This is a genomic window from Bradyrhizobium sp. SZCCHNPS1003 (assembly GCF_032381555.1).
Lineage (GTDB): Bacteria > Pseudomonadota > Alphaproteobacteria > Rhizobiales > Xanthobacteraceae > Bradyrhizobium.
Map to the genome: position 1 here is coordinate 154,894 of NZ_JAUHIU010000008.1, position 14,585 is coordinate 169,478.

Sequence of the window (14,585 nt, forward strand, 5' to 3'; positions counted from 1 at the left end):
CCATTGGTTCCAAGGGCCGTCGGCATTGTCTTTCCGTGACACTCCGTTGACACGGGGGGATATCGGTCTATTTTAAGCGCGTTCCGAGGGGAGCTCCGAGGGGAGCTGAGATACCGCAGCGATGTGCGGTGACCCTTTGAACCTGATCCGGGTCATGCCGGCGAAGGGACAGGGATGCAGCAGATAACCACGCGCGGGGATGTCCCCGTTTCCATCATCGGTGCGGGCATCGCGGGTGCCTGGCAAGCCTTGCTGCTCGCGCGGGCCGGCCATCACGTCACCTTGCACGAGCGCAGCGACGCCGATCTGATGCTCTCCACCAGCCATTGGGCCGGCGGCATGCTCGCGCCCTATTGCGAGAGCGAGGTCGCCGAGCCGATCATCAGCCGGCTCGGGCTCGCCTCGCTCGACATCTGGCGGCGCGAGCTGCCGGACACGCCGTTCAACGGTTCGCTGGTGATCGCGCATGCCCGCGACCGCGCCGACTACGACCGCTTCGCCCGCCGCACCTCCGGCTATCAGCGGCTGGACGCGCAGCAGCTTGCAGCGTTGGAGCCGTCGCTGGAGGGCCGCTTCCGCGAGGGCCTGTTCTACCCGACTGAGGGCCATGTCGAGCCGCGCCGCGTGCTGCCGAAGCTGCATCAGCGCATCGTCGAGGCCGGCGGCCGGGTGCTGTTCAACAGCGACGTCACGGCTGATGATCTCGACGGCCTCGTGATCGACTGCCGCGGGCTCGAGGCGCGCGACGCCGAGCCCGAGCTGCGCGGCGTCAAGGGCGAGATGATCCTGATCGAGACCGCCGAGGTGCAGCTCGCGCGGCCCGTGCGGCTGATGCATCCGCGCTTCCCGCTCTATCTGATCCCGCGCGAGGACAATTTGTTCATGCTGGGGGCGACCTCGCTCGAGGCCGAGGACACCGGCGTCAGCTTGCGCTCGGCGCTGGAATTGCTCGGTGCCGCCTACTCCGTGCATCCCGCATTCGGCGAGGCCCGCATCCTCGAATTCGGCTCAGGGCTCAGGCCGGCCTATCCCGACAATCTGCCGCGCATCACCATCAAGGGCGAGCGCGAGATCCGCGTCAACGGCCTCTATCGCCACGGCTTCCTGATCGCGCCCGCGCTGGCGCAGGCGACGCTGAACTACATCTCGCACGGCCAGATCGACAACGAGGTGATGCGATGCGCGTGACCGTCAATGGCGAGGCCCGCGACATCGCCGCGACCTCCGTCGCCGCGCTGCTCTCCGAGCTCGACTACGAGGGCACCCATTTCGCCATCGCGCTGAACTACGATGTCGTGCCGAGGAGCCGCTGGGCGGAGACGCAGCTCAAGACCGGCGACGAGATCGAGATCATCACGCCCCGGCAGGGAGGGTGAAGTTCATGGAGCGCTCGCTTGCGCCACGCACTCCGCTGTCGTCCCGGCGAACGCCGGGACCCATAGCCACCGGCTTTTGTCTTGAAGCTCGATCTCTCCCACCGAGGTCCCACGCCAGATCACGCGGTATGGGTCCCAGCGTTCGCCGGGACGACGTTGGGAGGGAGGTCGCGCCCCACGCACACCTGTCATCGCCCGGCGAAAGCGCGAAGCGCGTCTCGGCGAAAACGACCGGGCGATCCAGTACGCCGCGGCCTATCTGCGTGTCCGAGCCGCCTCTGGAATACTGGATCCCCGCTTTCGCGGGGATGACAGGCTTCATTGCGGCGACCACCGTCCGACATGACGGAGACCATTGATGCCCACCTTCTACGACAAGACTTTCACCTCCCGCCTGCTGATCGGCACCGCGCTCTACCCCTCGCCCGCGATCATGCAGGACGCGATCCGCGCCTCGGGCGCGCAGATCGTCACCGTGTCGCTGCGGCGCGAGGCGGCCGGCGGCAAGACCGGCGACGCGTTCTGGAAGCTGATCAACGAGCTGAATGTCACGGTGCTGCCGAACACCGCCGGCTGCCGCAGCGTGCGCGAGGCGGTGACGACCGCCAAGCTCGCGCGCGAATTGTTCGGCACGTCCTGGATCAAGCTCGAGGTGATCGGCGACAACGACACCCTGCAGCCCGACGTGGTCGGGCTCGTCGAAGCCGCGACCATCCTGATCAAGGACGGTTTCGAGGTCTTCCCCTATTGCACCGAGGATCTCACGGTCGCGATGCGCCTGGTCGATGCCGGCTGCAAGGTCGTGATGCCCTGGGCGGCGCCGATCGGCTCGGCCAAGGGCATCACCAATCGCGATGCGCTCAAGCTCCTACGCGACCGCCTGCCTGACATCAGCCTCGTCGTCGACGCCGGCCTCGGCGCGCCCTCGCACGCGGCGGAAGCGCTCGAGCTCGGCTACGACGCCGTGCTGCTCAACACCGCGGTGGCAAAAGCCGCCGACCCGGTCGCGATGGCGCGCGCGTTCCGGCTCGGCTGCGAGGCCGGCCGCACCGCCTTTGAGGCCGGGCTGATGGACGCCCGCGATTTCGCCTCGCCCTCCACCCCTGTCGTTGGGACACCGTTCTGGCATGCCGTATCCTGATCGCTTCTATCCCGTCGTCGACAGCCTCGCCTGGGTCGAGCGCCTGACCAGGCTCGGCGTCGGCACCGTGCAACTGCGCGCGAAAGACCTGAACGACGGCGAGGCGCTGCAGATCGTCACCGACGCGCTGGCCATCACCAAGGGCACCGCGACCAGGCTGATCGTCAACGACTACTGGCGCGCCGCGATCGTCGCCGGCGCCCAGCACGTCCATCTCGGCCAGGAGGATCTTGCGGAGGCCGACGTTGCCGCGATCAAGGAGGCCGGCCTGACGCTCGGCCTCTCGACCCATGACGACGCCGAGCTGGAAACCGCGCTCGCAGCCAAGCCCGACTACGTCGCGCTCGGTCCGATCTTCCCGACCACGTTGAAGGCGATGCGCTTCGCGCCGCAGGGCGTCGCGAAGATCACCGAGTGGAAGAAGCGCGTCGGCAATATTCCGCTGGTCGCGATCGGCGGTATCAAGCTGGAGCAGGCCGCGGAGATCTTTGCCGCCGGCGCCGATTCCATCGCGGTCGTCAGCGACGTCACGCAGAACGTAGACCCCGACGCCCGCGTCCGCGCCTGGCTCGATGCGACGAAGGAGCCGGCCTGATGCGCGCTGATATTGCGAATGCGTCTGAGAGCGATTGGGCCCCGACCTCGCCCCACGCGAGCTCGTTCCCTCCTCCCTTGTGGGGGAGGGCTAGGGAGGGGGGTGAGCCACGAGCACCGAACGCGGGGTTACCCCCCTCCCCAACCCTCCCCCACAAGGGGGGAGGGAGCCTGAACAGCATCCGCCCCTTACGTCGACAACTCATTTTCGCCCTCGGCTCGGTACGAGCGAGCAACTGGCATGAGGCTCAACTCTCTCCACCGTCATTGCGAGCGAAGCGACGCAATCCAGAGCGACGTGAGCAGCCCTGGATTGCTTCGTCGCAAGTGCTCCTCGCAATGACGTCCCCCATTCACTCCGACAACAACAATTGAGAAGGAGGATCCCATGAACATCCGCTCCAATCCCGACACTACGCTGCCCGCCGTCACCACCGGCCCGCTGCCCTCCTCGCGCAAGATCTACGCGACGCCTGATGCCGCGCCCGACCTGCGCGTGCCGCTGCGCGAGATCATCCTTTCGGAAGGCGCCGGTGAGCCGAACCTGCCGGTCTACGACACCTCCGGCCCCTACACCGATCCGACCGTGACGATCGACGTCAACGCGGGCCTGTCGCGCGCCCGCATTGCCTGGGTGCGCGAGCGCGGCGGCGTCGAGGAATATGTGGGCCGCGACATCAAGCCGGAGGACAACGGCAATGTCGGCGCCGACAAGGCCGCAAAGGCCTTCACCGCGCATCACAAGCCGCTGCGCGGCCTCGACGGCCACAAGATCACCCAGCTCGAATTCGCCCGCGCCGGCATCATCACCAAGGAGATGATCTACGTCGCCGAACGCGAGAACCTCGGCCGCAAAAAGCAGCTCGACCGCGCCGAGGCCGCGCTTGCCGACGGCGAGAGCTTCGGCGCCGAGGTCCCGGCCTTCATCACCCCGGAGTTCGTGCGCTCCGAGATCGCGCGCGGCCGCGCCATCATCCCCTGCAACATCAACCATGCCGAGTTGGAGCCGATGATCATCGGCCGCAACTTCCTCACCAAGATCAACGCCAATATCGGCAACTCGGCGGTGACCTCGTCGGTCGAGGAGGAGGTGGACAAGATGGTGTGGGCGATCCGCTGGGGCGCCGACACTGTGATGGACCTCTCGACGGGCCGCAACATCCACACCACCCGCGAATGGATCCTGCGCAATTCTCCCGTGCCGATCGGCACCGTGCCGATCTACCAGGCGCTGGAGAAGTGCAACGGCGACCCTGTGCAGCTGACCTGGGAGCTCTACAAGGACACGCTGATCGAGCAGTGCGAGCAGGGCGTCGACTACTTCACCATCCATGCCGGCGTGCGGCTGGCCTACATCCATCTCACCGCCAGCCGCGTCACCGGCATCGTCAGCCGCGGCGGCTCGATCATGGCCAAGTGGTGCCTCGCGCATCACAAGGAGAGCTTCCTCTACACCCATTTCGAGGAGATCTGCGACATCATGCGCAAGTATGATGTGTCGTTCTCATTGGGCGACGGCCTGCGCCCGGGCTCGATCGCGGACGCCAACGACCGCGCGCAATTTGCTGAATTGGAAACTCTTGGCGAGCTCACCAAGATCGCCTGGGACAAGGGTTGCCAGGTCATGATCGAGGGCCCCGGCCACGTGCCGATGCACAAGATCAAGATCAACATGGACAAGCAGCTCAAGGAGTGCGGCGAGGCGCCGTTCTACACCTTGGGGCCGCTGACCACCGACATCGCGCCGGGCTACGACCACATCACCTCGGGCATCGGTGCCGCCATGATCGGCTGGTTCGGCTGCGCCATGCTGTGCTACGTGACACCGAAGGAGCATCTCGGCCTGCCCGACCGCAACGACGTCAAGGTCGGTGTCATCACCTACAAGATCGCCGCCCACGCCGCCGATCTCGCCAAGGGCCATCCCGCAGCGCAGCTCCGCGACGACGCGCTGTCCCGCGCCCGCTTCGACTTCCGCTGGACCGACCAGTTCAACCTCGGCCTCGATCCGGAGACCGCAAAGCACTTCCACGACGAGACCCTGCCGAAGGAAGCCCACAAGGTCGCGCATTTCTGCTCGATGTGCGGCCCGAAGTTCTGCTCGATGAAGATCACCCAGGACGTCCGCGACTACGCCGCGACGCTGAACGATCCGGCGACGGTCGGCATGGCCATCAGCGGCACCATCGAGGACGGCATGGCCCAGATGAGCGCCAAGTTCAAGGAAATGGGCGGCAGCGTGTATCTGGATGCGGAGAAGGTGAAGGAGAGCAACAAGGCGCTGTCCTGACCCGCCACGCTCTCTCCATCGTCATGGCCGGGCGCAGACCCGGCCAACCATTTGGCCGGGCGCAAGCCCGGCTTTTCTTTTGCGAGATTTCTTGCAAAAGAAATCGGGCCTCGATGAACTCCAGAGACAACTCGCCGACGCGGGAGCCAGAATGGATGAAGCTGAGCTGAGGCCCACGCCTGCTGCGATACGCAATCTACTTGCTGGTCTTCGTGACGTATTCGGAGGTCCCATGCCCATCCACCACATCCCCGCCCCACCCCACATCAAAGCCCCGCCGCTGTCGTTCGGCACCCGCGTCGGCGATCTCCTCTTCGTCTCCGGCATTCCCGGCTTCGACGCCCACGGCAACCTGCCCGACGACTTCGACGCGCAGTTCGCCAATGTCGTGACCAACTTCACCCGCGTCCTGACCGAAGGCGGCGCTGATATTCGCGACCTCGTCAAGGTCAACGTGCTGCTGACGCGCGCCGCTGATGTTGCGACCATGAACCGGCTCTACGCCGCGGCGTTCGGGCCGGCGCCGTATCCGGCGCGCACCACCTGCGTGGTGGTGGCGCTGCCTGATCCGAAGATGCTGATCGAGATCGAGGGCGTCGCGGCCGTGAAACGGTAGGGTGGGTTAGCGGACGGCAACCGACGGTCTCTCCACGCTCGCACATGGCTGAAAGCCGTTCGCGTAACCCACCATTCCGCGCAGGCGGCGGGTTACGCGCCCTGGCAAACATTCCCTCCGCGGTGAAATCGTCCCGCGGGCGCTAACCCGCCCTGCGTTCTCCGTGCAGGAAGCAACCGCTCCGCCTGCAGAATTCGCCGGCCTCAGCTACTCGCCGTCGCCCAAGCGCAGTTCAACCGCGAGGCCCCCTTCATCCACTGCAATGATGCCGAGCCGCGCCGCCGTTTGCCACCGCAGCGAGCGGCCTGCCTCATTCTTCTGCAACCCTGCGTCGTGATGGCCCCCGCTCCGCGATTTTCGTCTCTTGCGGACGATTTAAATTTTAAATAGGATTTAATAGTCCGAAACATTATCTCCGAAAATTTCACGATAGATGTTTTATTCATGGCCGTTCCATGCCCTGTTCCGCCTCGTCGGCGCCGCCACGGCGCCATTGCGGGAGGCGATCCGGGAGGCCTTCCAGGCTCAGGTCTATCCGCTCGGCTACGTTCCCTCGCATGACGGCATGCGCGGGCTGATGACCCTGGGCGTCGTTACGGCCCATGTCTCGCACACGCTCGTGCCGGGCGCGGTGATCTATATCGACCTGTTCTTCGTGGCGAGCGCCTATTACATCACCGGCCTGCTGCTGCGGGACATCGATAAGCACGGCCACATCAGGTTCCGGCAGTTCTATGCGCGGCGCTTCGCCCGGATCGTGCCGCCGCTGCTGCTGATGCTCGCCGCCTATCTGCTGTTCACCTGGCTGCTGCGGCCGCCGTTCCTGCCGGCGCTGGAACGCGCCGCGATCGCGCTCTCCTACATCGCCAACTACTGGTATGTGTTCGACCCGAAGACGATCGAGGACATCGGCCACACCTGGACGCTGTCGACCGAGGAGCAGTTCTATCTGCTGTGGCCGCTGACCTTCGCAGTCCTGGTCAAGCGCCTCGGCGTCACCTGGCGATTGGTCGGCGCCATCTGCGCCATTGCGGCCGCGATCTGGGCCTGGCGCGTGGCGCTGGTGCTCGATGGGGCCGAGTGGCGCCGGCTCTACACCGCGTTCGACACCCGCGCCGATGCACTGATGGCGGGATGCGCGATGGCCGTCGTGCTCAGGCTGGTGCCGCACGGCACCTCACCCGCGCTCGACCGGCTCTGGCCGAAGCTGGCGTGGCCGCTCCTGATCTATTGGGGCACGGTCACCTTCCTGTTCTGGCCGGCGGACGGGCCGAGCATGAACTACTATCTGTTCGGCAGCATGGTGTGCGGCGTACTTCCCGGCATCCTCGCGTTGACCATGCTGATGCGCAGCCACGGCACGATCTGCCACCGCATCTTCGAATGGCCGGTCGCGATCTTCCTCGGCCGGATCTTCTACGGCATCTATCTCTGGCACCTGCCGGTCCTGAATTTCCTGGACAGCTACGGCGTCTGGTGGCCGCTGCGGCTCGCGATCGGGCTGCCGCTGTCGGTCGTGGCGGCCACGCTGTCCTACGCCTATCTCGAGCGCCACTTCCTGCGCCGACGCGCGGGGCCGGTGGCCTCGCAGCCGCTCCTCGCCGGCGCGGGTCCGGCGCTGGTTCCGACCGCGAGCTTCAGCGGCGATCTCCGGTTCTCGTCCCGACCGAGCGCCGGAGGCATCCACTCCTGAGGCCTGCGCGACGCGCTGCGCACGCCGAGAGGCCTCTCGCTCCGCCACCTCATCGCGCCTCATCATCGGCCGGGGGCATCGCGCGCTTTTGCCGCACGATTCGCGCGCGGCTGCCTTCAAATTGATCGAGACCGCTCCGACATAGGGCCGGCCGCGGGCTGGGCCAGTTTGTTGCCGGAGTTTTCACGATGCCTCGTTTCACCACAGTCTGTCTTGCCGCAGGCCTCGCCGCGGCCGCGCTGCTCGCCGCTGCGCCGGCGCAGGCCGGCTACTACATCATCCGCTGGGACAACACCGGCATCTGCCAGGTCTGGAGCGAGGCTTTCGCCTTCAAGCCGATCGCATGGCCGTCAGGCTATCAGGTCATCAGCCGGCCGGTGCCGACGTTCAACGACGCCGTGACCCGCCAGATCAGGCTGCGCCAGCAGGGCCGCTGCACGCTGTAAGCCGGCGCGCGCCTGACGGCATCATGTGACGACCGCATGTCGTCATTCACATCCCGGACATCGCTGTGAACGACGGCACGGGCGGCTTGCGTTGCGCGCGCTTTTGTCGCACCACTTGGGCCTTGGTCCGGCCGCAAGGCCGGTGGCCCGCGCGGGCGGGCGATTGTCGTTGTTTCGTTTGAGGAGATTGATGATGCGTCGCCTGACCACGTTCGCTGCCGCCACGGCCATTGCAGCCGCCTCGATCGTGCCTACCGCCTTCGCCGCGCCTGCGCCCAAGTCCGGCTACTACGTGATCCGCTGGGACAACACCGGCATCTGCCAGATCTGGAACACCGAGTTGCAGTCGAAGCCGGTGGAGTGGCCGTCGACCTACAAGATCGTTTCCAAGCCGGTGCCGACGTTCGTCGAGGCGACCAACATCCAGCTCAAGCTGCGCGACGAGCGCCGCTGCTTCCTGTAAGCGGCGTTCGCACGCATTCATGCATGGCGGCGGTCAGGCGGCGCTGACCGCGCTCGCCTGCATCGGCACGAATCCGGGCAGATCAGTGATCCGCGCCAGCCACGCCTGCACGCTCGGGTACGGCGTCAGCGACACGCCGCCTTCGGGCGCGTGCGCGGTGTAGCTGTAGAGCGCGACGTCGGCGATGGTCGGCGCCGCGCCGGTGAGGAACGGCCGCGCGGCGAGTTCGCGCTCCATCACCGTGAACAGGCTGTTGGCGAGCTGATGCGCCCTCACCATGTCCAGCGGGGCGCCGAACAAGGTCGCCACCCGCGCCGCTGCCGGGCCGAACGCGAGCGGACCGGCCGCGGCCGACAGCCAGCGCTGGACCTGCGCCTGGCCGAGCGGATCGCGCGGCAGCCATTTGCCCGAGCCATCATAGCGGCCGGCGAGATAGACCAGGATCGCATTGGAGTCCGGGATGACGGCGTCGCCGTCGACCAGTACCGGCACCTGGCCGAACGGATTGAGCGCGAGAAAGTCCGGCCGCTTGTGCGCGCCGCCCTTGAGGTCGACCTCGACGAGCTCGCAAGGCAGGTCAAGCAGGCTCAACATGAGCCGCACGCGATGCGCGTGGCCGGAAAGGACGAAATGATACAGACGACGTTGCGACATGCTGTGCTCCTGTTGCTCGCCGTCACCTAGACCACGGCCGCCGCAGCAACAATGCAGCATCGCGTCAACAGCCTGTTGCAACGACTGCAACAATGCGACAACGGCGCCATGGACCGCCTGCCCGACCAGCTCCAGCCCGGCCTGCGCCTCGTCTTCGTCGGCACCGCCGCGAGCGAGCGCTCGGCGGCGACCGGGCACTATTACGCCCACCCCGGCAACCGTTTCTGGCCGACGCTGTTCGCCGTCGGCCTGACGCCGCGGCTGTACCAGCCGCACGAGTTTCCAGCGCTGCTGTCGCTCGGCATCGGCTTCACCGATCTGTGCAAGCTGGGCGCGGGCATGGACCATGTCGCGCTGAAGGCCGGCGTCGACGTCGCCGGTTTCATTGCGAAGATCCTGCAGCATCGACCAGCCACGGTCGCCTTCACCAGCAAGAAGGCCGCGAGCCTGTTCTATGGCCAGCCGACCGGCGCGATCGCGCTCGGGCGGCAGCCGGAGCAGGCCGACTTCCCGACCACGTTCGTGCTCGCCTCGCCCTCCGGCGCCGCATCCGGTGCGTGGACATTCCAGCCGTGGCGGGAGCTGGCGATGCATTTGGCCCAGACCTCAGACACGCAGCCGACTCGCGTGCGGTGATGATGGGTAGTAAGCCCATCATCATTGCGGCAAGCGACTCGCTGACGACGATCCGCGCAATGCCGATGACTGCGCCCTCTCCCCTTGTGGGAGAGGGCATGTAGTATAGAGCGGCAAACGCGCTCGGGTGAGGGGTCCCTCTCCGAGCGTAGTTTGCTGAGAGAGACCCCTCACCCAAGCGAACGGGCTGATAGGCCGGAGATGCCCTCTCCCACAAGGGGAGAGGGCGCTGCATCGCAGAGCGCAATGCTGGCGATCCGACGCGCGATTGTGGCTATCCACGTCACCGAGGTGAAGCATCCTATCTCTGCCCGACGGGCAATCCGCGCATGCGCATCATGCGCAAACTGCCCGTCGTGTTAGTTTGTCGCACCCACGCGCGCTTGCCACGTCGGGCAAATCAGGACGATGTTTTCGCTCAACCCGCCTCATGCAGAGGGACGTACGCGTCGTCACGATACGTGGAGGTGGGCCGCGGTGGACGTGTGGCTGCGCCCGACGAGCGCCGGCTGTCACGTACGGTGAAGTCGTGATGTCCTGACACCCCGAAGCTGGTGTCACGTGCGTGCTCATGCGAAAGCGTAGCGCGCGCAATGGTGGCCAACAAGCCCGGCGCACCAGGGAGACCACGTATAAGCCGTCAAACCATGCGCGCAGGGAAGGCCGGGATGTCTCCGCCGAACCTGTGGTTCTGCCGCGTGCTTTTTTGTTGCACGCGGACCATGGGAGCGGCGAGCTCCCGGCCTTCCCTGCCCCTCTCGATTTTCGACGGGGCTCTCACGATGCATCCCTCGCGCACGCGGTGCGGCGAGAGCGCGGGCTTATGAGCAGAAGAGAGGAAGAGAGATGGTGTTGGCAATGCTCAGCACGCAACAACGGTCGTCGCCCGCGCAAGCGGGCGATGACACCTGTTGTGAGTTGCTAGGCGTCCACGATGACGACGACGACGCAACTACCTGATCGTGATCGCAAGCCCCGACAGATCGACGTTCGCCAAGAGGCCGATCTGCTCACCCGAGAGCTCCAGCACCGCGCCCTTCTGGTTGGTCAGCACGATGCCGCGCACGCCGCGGCCGACGGCAAGGCCCGCGCCGGCGGCGCCATAGACGCCCTCGACGTCGGACGGACGCCAGATGTTGCTGACGCGGCCGCGCAGCACCGTGCGCGAGCCGCCGAACACCAGACCCCAGTCGAGGCCGCCGGTCGACAGCGGATAGGTGCGGCCATGAAAGTTCAACACGCCGCTGCCGCCGGAGCCGCCGATGATCCACCCCGCTTTGTAGATGGTCAGCGTGATGAAGCCGCCATCTGCGTGCGCCGTGGCCGGAATGACAGCGCCGCAAGCAGCTGTCAGTGCCACCAGCAGACCGCGAAGCCAGGATGCAATTGTCATGGATGAAGTCTCCAGCGAAGTGAATTTGGGCTTGAGGTAATTCGATGGCCGTGTGCGACGATCGTGCCCCACTAAGCGAATCGATCGGGCCGAATTTAGCCCTTTGCACGGCACCGTGCATGCGCAGCCGCCGGTGTGTTCGATATGATGCGCTCGCAGCGCAGGAACTGTGGCGGTCCGACGATTAGTCCTCTGCACCCCCATCGTGGACGCGCGTCGACGCCGGCCAAATGGGTCGAGACCCGCGCGAAACCAAGGCCATTTCGGGGTATTCGGCACCGGTGCGACAACAGGACGCCCGCGTTAAGGCCCCATTAACCTTGTCGGACCACGGTGATCTACGGGCTGGATGTTTAGTTGGTCTCGATGTTTGCGCGTCGTTTCAGTGTCGGCGTGGGCGTTGATCGGGAGGAGTTATGTCGCAAGAATTGTCATCCGAAGCCGCAAGTCCGTCACTCGTGCCGCTTGCCATGCCACCGTCGCGCTCCGCGGCGGAGATCCTGCCGCTGTTGATCGGCACGCCGTTGTCCGAGATCGAGCGCGAGCTCATCGTGCAGACCCTGGCGCGCTGCAACGGCAACCGTACCCACGCCGCAAGGCTGCTCGGCATGCCCGTGCGCACTTTGCGCAACAAGATCCGCATCTACACGGCCGACGGCATCGCGGTGCCGGCCTATTCGGCCTGATCCAACGGCGGCCACGCGATATCCCATCGCGTGGAACTCATCAGGATGCGACGCCGATTGATGTTGATCAATCGGCGTCGCAGCCCTGCTGCAATTGCTGCCATCATCGCGGCTCTGTTACGCTTCGCCGCGAATCAGAGGTGTGTAGCGGAGTTGCGGTAGTGGCAAAGAATCCGGCCGGACGCGGCCTGCAGGGCCCCGTGGGTCCACGTGGCCCGCAGGGGCAGCCCGGGCGGCGCGGGCCAGATGGTCAGCGCGGCAAACCGGGTTCCGACGGCAAGGCAGGTGCGCAAGGCAAGCCCGGCCCGCAAGGGCCGCGCGGCGAGCAAGGCCCGCCCGGCAAGCCGGGACCGCAGGGGCCTCAAGGTCCGCAGGGTGAACCGGGACCGCCGGGCACGCTGCCGACGATCGATCAGCTGATGCCGTGGCTCGAGCAGATCTTCGCGGCCTATGACGACTACAAGCGCGCGCGCGATCGCGAGGCGCATGAGCGCGAGGCCGAGCTGGTCGCGGTGCGCGACATCTTCGCCGCGACGACCCATGACGATGCGCTGGACGAGGCCTTCGAGGACGACGATCCGCACGACATCGACATCCCGAAGAAGAAGAAGAAAAAGAAAAAGGGCAAGAAAAAGAAGAAGCACGACAAGCAAGCCCAGGACCGCCACGACCACGACGACGATGGGTTCTGAGCTTCGCCTTCTGTCAGGGCACGATGGGCCTCAGCGCGGGCCGAACCTGGCCGCCGAACGCTCCCGCGCCTTGGCCGCCTCGATCTCGCGGTCGCGCGGCGGGGCCTGGGTCTGCAGCGAGGTCAACAGCCGCCGCGCGGCGTCGGCCACCTCCTCGACCGCGCGGGCGAAGGCGGCGTCGTTGGCTTGCGACGGCGCGTTGAAGCCGGACAGCTTGCGCACGAATTGCAGGGCCGAGGCCTGAATTTCAGCCTCCGTCGCCGGCGGCTCGAAATTGAACAGCGTCTTGATGTTGCGGCACATGATGAGTCCCATCAATCCGGTACTGAACCAAGTCGCAGACCGTGCTATCATGTCCCCGACGCGGCCGGAAGAGTCGCGCATGATCAGGGGGAGTCCATGGTTCGACCGCTTGCCGCCGTTTTTGCCGCCGTCGTCGTTTTTTGCGCGCCGGCCCGCGCCGCCGACTATCCCGCCCCGAAGCAGGGCGACTTCGTCGTCAAGGATTTCAAGTTTCACACCGGCGAGACGCTGCCGGAGCTGAGGCTGCACTATACGACCGTCGGCGAGCCGACCGGGCAGCCGGTGCTGGTGCTGCATGGCACCGGCGGCTCAGGCGGAAGCATGTTGGTGCCGACCTTCGCCGGCGAATTGTTCGGCAAGGGCCAGCCGCTCGATGCGACCAGGTACTACATCATCATTCCCGACAGCATCGGCCACGGCAAATCGTCGAAGCCCTCCGACGGGCTGAAGACCAGGTTTCCCGCCTATGACTATGCCGACATGGTCGATGCGCAGCATCGCCTGCTGACCGAGGGCCTCGGCATCAAGCACCTGAGGCTTGTCATCGGCAACTCGATGGGCGGCATGCATAGCTGGGTGTGGGCCACGCGCTATCCGGACTTCATGGACGCCGCGGTGCCGATGGCCTCGCAGCCGACCGAAATGGCGGCCCGCAACTGGATGCTGCGCCGGCTGATGCTGGAGACGATCCGCAACGATCCCGACTACAATGGCGGCAACTACACCACACAGCCGCGCATGATGAAATATGCCGTCGCGGCCTATGCCACCGCCACGGCCGGCGGCACCATCGCCTATCAGCTTGCGGCACCGACCGCGGCCAAGGCCGACAAGCTGGTCGAGGAGCGGCTCGCCACGCCCATTCCCACCGACGCCAACGACTTCATCTATCAGTGGGACTCGTCGCACGACTACAATCCGTCTGCCGATCTCGACAAGATCAAGGCGACCGTGATGCTGATCAACTCGGCCGACGACGAGCGCAACCCGCCGGAGACCGGCGTGACGGTCGACGCCATGAAGCGCGTCGCCAACGGCAAGCTCCTGCTCATCCCGACCTCGGCCGAGACGCGCGGCCACCTGACCACCGGAAATGCGAAGTTCTACGTCGAGCCGCTGCGCGAATTGCTGGCGACGGCGCCGCAGCGCGGCATGTAGGTCCGCAGAAGGGAGCGTTGAATGCGCAGGATGGTGCTGGCCGGTCTCACGATGGGCTCGCTCGCCTGCGCGACCGTCGCCGCCGCCTTCGACAGCGGGCAGTTCGACAACGTCCCGCCTGACATTCGCGCGTGGTTCAAGAGCGTGATCGCGCCCAACGGCGTGCCATGCTGCGATGTCTCCGACGGCCACCGCACGACCTATGACGTGCGTGACGGCACCTATTGGGTGCCGATCGAAGGCCGGTGGATGGCGGTGCCGGAACGCGCCATCATCCGCGACCGCGGCAACCCGATCGGCGAGGCCGTGGTGTGGTACGTCCATCACCGCGGCGACATCATCATCAGCTGTTTCGTTCCCGCCGATGCCGTATGAGGCGCCGGCGCGTGCGGCTACCACTCATGCGACTCATTGGCGGCACGAGGAAGTGACCTCCGGTTTCGT

At 66.0% G+C, this 14,585-nt stretch carries 17 protein-coding genes and 1 riboswitch; of the genes, 14 read left to right on the forward strand and 3 right to left on the reverse strand.

Going from position 1 to position 14,585, the window contains the following annotated elements; genetic code table 11:
• Nucleotides 1-76 precede the first annotated feature (76 nt).
• Nucleotides 77-187, forward strand: a riboswitch (TPP riboswitch).
• The 9 genes from QX126_RS14995 (at nucleotide 175) to QX126_RS15035 (ending at nucleotide 8,619) form a co-directional block, all read left to right on the forward strand.
• Nucleotides 175-1,188: an FAD-dependent oxidoreductase gene (locus QX126_RS14995; protein WP_315775977.1), complete on the forward strand. Its 1,014-nt coding sequence runs from the start codon at nucleotides 175-177 to the stop codon at nucleotides 1,186-1,188. Its footprint overlaps the riboswitch before it by 13 nt.
• Nucleotides 1,179-1,376 carry a sulfur carrier protein ThiS gene (thiS, locus tag QX126_RS15000; protein ID WP_315781926.1) on the forward strand — a complete coding sequence of 66 codons (198 nt, stop codon included), beginning with the start codon at nucleotides 1,179-1,181 and terminating at the stop codon, nucleotides 1,374-1,376. Before QX126_RS14995 ends, thiS begins: the two co-directional genes overlap by 10 nt.
• Nucleotides 1,377-1,734: 358 nt before the next feature.
• A complete protein-coding gene (locus QX126_RS15005) occupies nucleotides 1,735-2,517 on the forward strand; it encodes a thiazole synthase (RefSeq protein ID WP_315781928.1) in 783 nt (260 codons plus the stop codon).
• Nucleotides 2,504-3,112 carry a thiamine phosphate synthase gene (locus QX126_RS15010; RefSeq protein ID WP_315781930.1) on the forward strand — a complete coding sequence of 203 codons (609 nt, stop codon included), beginning with the start codon at nucleotides 2,504-2,506 and terminating at the stop codon, nucleotides 3,110-3,112. The genes QX126_RS15005 and QX126_RS15010 overlap by 14 nt, the downstream gene beginning before the upstream one ends.
• 387 nt (nucleotides 3,113-3,499) lie before the next feature.
• Complete coding sequence (gene thiC / locus QX126_RS15015) at nucleotides 3,500-5,401, forward strand: phosphomethylpyrimidine synthase ThiC (RefSeq protein ID WP_315781932.1); 1,902 nt, start codon at nucleotides 3,500-3,502, stop codon at nucleotides 5,399-5,401.
• Between the two features lie 232 nt (nucleotides 5,402-5,633).
• On the forward strand, nucleotides 5,634-6,017 hold the full coding sequence (locus QX126_RS15020) for a RidA family protein (protein ID WP_315781934.1): 384 nt from the start codon (nucleotides 5,634-5,636) through the stop codon (nucleotides 6,015-6,017).
• A 433-nt stretch (nucleotides 6,018-6,450) separates the two neighbouring features.
• Entirely contained in the window at nucleotides 6,451-7,710 is a 1,260-nt protein-coding gene (locus QX126_RS15025; RefSeq protein WP_315781936.1) for an acyltransferase, read from the forward strand.
• A gap of 188 nt (nucleotides 7,711-7,898) precedes the next feature.
• Nucleotides 7,899-8,156 carry a hypothetical protein gene (locus QX126_RS15030; RefSeq protein WP_315738574.1) on the forward strand — a complete coding sequence of 86 codons (258 nt, stop codon included), beginning with the start codon at nucleotides 7,899-7,901 and terminating at the stop codon, nucleotides 8,154-8,156.
• Between the two features lie 193 nt (nucleotides 8,157-8,349).
• On the forward strand, nucleotides 8,350-8,619 hold the full coding sequence (locus tag QX126_RS15035) for a hypothetical protein (protein ID WP_315738575.1): 270 nt from the start codon (nucleotides 8,350-8,352) through the stop codon (nucleotides 8,617-8,619).
• A 33-nt stretch (nucleotides 8,620-8,652) separates the two neighbouring features.
• Here QX126_RS15035 and QX126_RS15040 read toward each other — a convergent pair whose 3' ends face one another.
• Nucleotides 8,653-9,273, reverse strand: coding sequence for a glutathione S-transferase (locus QX126_RS15040; RefSeq protein ID WP_315771990.1), 621 nt, complete (start codon nucleotides 9,271-9,273; stop codon nucleotides 8,653-8,655).
• Between the two features lie 108 nt (nucleotides 9,274-9,381).
• On the opposite strand from QX126_RS15040, the gene QX126_RS15045 reads away from it, so the two are divergent.
• A complete protein-coding gene (locus tag QX126_RS15045; protein ID WP_315782112.1) occupies nucleotides 9,382-9,909 on the forward strand; it encodes a mismatch-specific DNA-glycosylase in 528 nt (175 codons plus the stop codon).
• A 952-nt stretch (nucleotides 9,910-10,861) separates the two neighbouring features.
• Here QX126_RS15045 and QX126_RS15050 read toward each other — a convergent pair.
• Nucleotides 10,862-11,302: a hypothetical protein gene (locus QX126_RS15050; RefSeq protein ID WP_315781938.1), complete on the reverse strand. Its 441-nt coding sequence runs from the start codon at nucleotides 11,300-11,302 to the stop codon at nucleotides 10,862-10,864.
• Between the two features lie 416 nt (nucleotides 11,303-11,718).
• Here QX126_RS15050 and QX126_RS15055 point away from each other — a divergent pair, with 416 nt between their 5' ends.
• Together QX126_RS15055 and QX126_RS15060 are read left to right on the forward strand one after the other, a co-directional pair.
• Entirely contained in the window at nucleotides 11,719-11,988 is a 270-nt protein-coding gene (locus tag QX126_RS15055; RefSeq protein ID WP_315738577.1) for a helix-turn-helix domain-containing protein, read from the forward strand.
• Between the two features lie 161 nt (nucleotides 11,989-12,149).
• Complete coding sequence (locus tag QX126_RS15060) at nucleotides 12,150-12,680, forward strand: collagen-like protein (RefSeq protein WP_315781940.1); 531 nt, start codon at nucleotides 12,150-12,152, stop codon at nucleotides 12,678-12,680.
• 30 nt (nucleotides 12,681-12,710) lie between these two features.
• Here the strand turns inward: QX126_RS15060 and QX126_RS15065 are convergent, their stop codons facing one another.
• Nucleotides 12,711-12,983: a DUF2277 domain-containing protein gene (locus QX126_RS15065; RefSeq protein ID WP_315782114.1), complete on the reverse strand. Its 273-nt coding sequence runs from the start codon at nucleotides 12,981-12,983 to the stop codon at nucleotides 12,711-12,713.
• Between the two features lie 96 nt (nucleotides 12,984-13,079).
• On the opposite strand from QX126_RS15065, the gene QX126_RS15070 reads away from it, so the two are divergent.
• Together QX126_RS15070 and QX126_RS15075 are read left to right on the forward strand one after the other, a co-directional pair.
• Nucleotides 13,080-14,141 carry an alpha/beta fold hydrolase gene (locus QX126_RS15070; protein ID WP_315781941.1) on the forward strand — a complete coding sequence of 354 codons (1,062 nt, stop codon included), beginning with the start codon at nucleotides 13,080-13,082 and terminating at the stop codon, nucleotides 14,139-14,141.
• 21 nt (nucleotides 14,142-14,162) lie between these two features.
• Nucleotides 14,163-14,516 (forward strand): hypothetical protein, encoded by a 354-nt coding sequence (locus QX126_RS15075; RefSeq protein ID WP_315781943.1) that lies wholly within the window; start codon nucleotides 14,163-14,165, stop codon nucleotides 14,514-14,516.
• Nucleotides 14,517-14,585: the final 69 nt, after the last annotated feature.

Bases quoted from the DNA above. Each gene is read 5' to 3' on its own strand.
- QX126_RS15020 (WP_315781934.1), top strand. From the start codon at position 5,634: ATGCCCATCCACCACATCCCCGCCCCACCCCACATCAAAGCCCCGCCG.
- thiC (WP_315781932.1), top strand. From the start codon at position 3,500: ATGAACATCCGCTCCAATCCCGACACTACGCTGCCCGCCGTCACCACC.
- QX126_RS15025 (WP_315781936.1), top strand. From the start codon at position 6,451: ATGTTTTATTCATGGCCGTTCCATGCCCTGTTCCGCCTCGTCGGCGCC.
- QX126_RS15005 (WP_315781928.1), top strand. From the start codon at position 1,735: ATGCCCACCTTCTACGACAAGACTTTCACCTCCCGCCTGCTGATCGGC.
- QX126_RS15065 (WP_315782114.1), bottom strand. From the start codon at position 12,983: ATGTGCCGCAACATCAAGACGCTGTTCAATTTCGAGCCGCCGGCGACG.
- QX126_RS15045 (WP_315782112.1), top strand. From the start codon at position 9,382: ATGGACCGCCTGCCCGACCAGCTCCAGCCCGGCCTGCGCCTCGTCTTC.
- QX126_RS15050 (WP_315781938.1), bottom strand. From the start codon at position 11,302: ATGACAATTGCATCCTGGCTTCGCGGTCTGCTGGTGGCACTGACAGCT.
- QX126_RS15075 (WP_315781943.1), top strand. From the start codon at position 14,163: ATGCGCAGGATGGTGCTGGCCGGTCTCACGATGGGCTCGCTCGCCTGC.
- QX126_RS15055 (WP_315738577.1), top strand. From the start codon at position 11,719: ATGTCGCAAGAATTGTCATCCGAAGCCGCAAGTCCGTCACTCGTGCCG.
- thiS (WP_315781926.1), top strand. From the start codon at position 1,179: ATGCGCGTGACCGTCAATGGCGAGGCCCGCGACATCGCCGCGACCTCC.
- QX126_RS15035 (WP_315738575.1), top strand. From the start codon at position 8,350: ATGCGTCGCCTGACCACGTTCGCTGCCGCCACGGCCATTGCAGCCGCC.
- QX126_RS15010 (WP_315781930.1), top strand. From the start codon at position 2,504: ATGCCGTATCCTGATCGCTTCTATCCCGTCGTCGACAGCCTCGCCTGG.
- QX126_RS15070 (WP_315781941.1), top strand. From the start codon at position 13,080: ATGGTTCGACCGCTTGCCGCCGTTTTTGCCGCCGTCGTCGTTTTTTGC.
- QX126_RS15040 (WP_315771990.1), bottom strand. From the start codon at position 9,273: ATGTCGCAACGTCGTCTGTATCATTTCGTCCTTTCCGGCCACGCGCAT.
- QX126_RS15030 (WP_315738574.1), top strand. From the start codon at position 7,899: ATGCCTCGTTTCACCACAGTCTGTCTTGCCGCAGGCCTCGCCGCGGCC.
- QX126_RS14995 (WP_315775977.1), top strand. From the start codon at position 175: ATGCAGCAGATAACCACGCGCGGGGATGTCCCCGTTTCCATCATCGGT.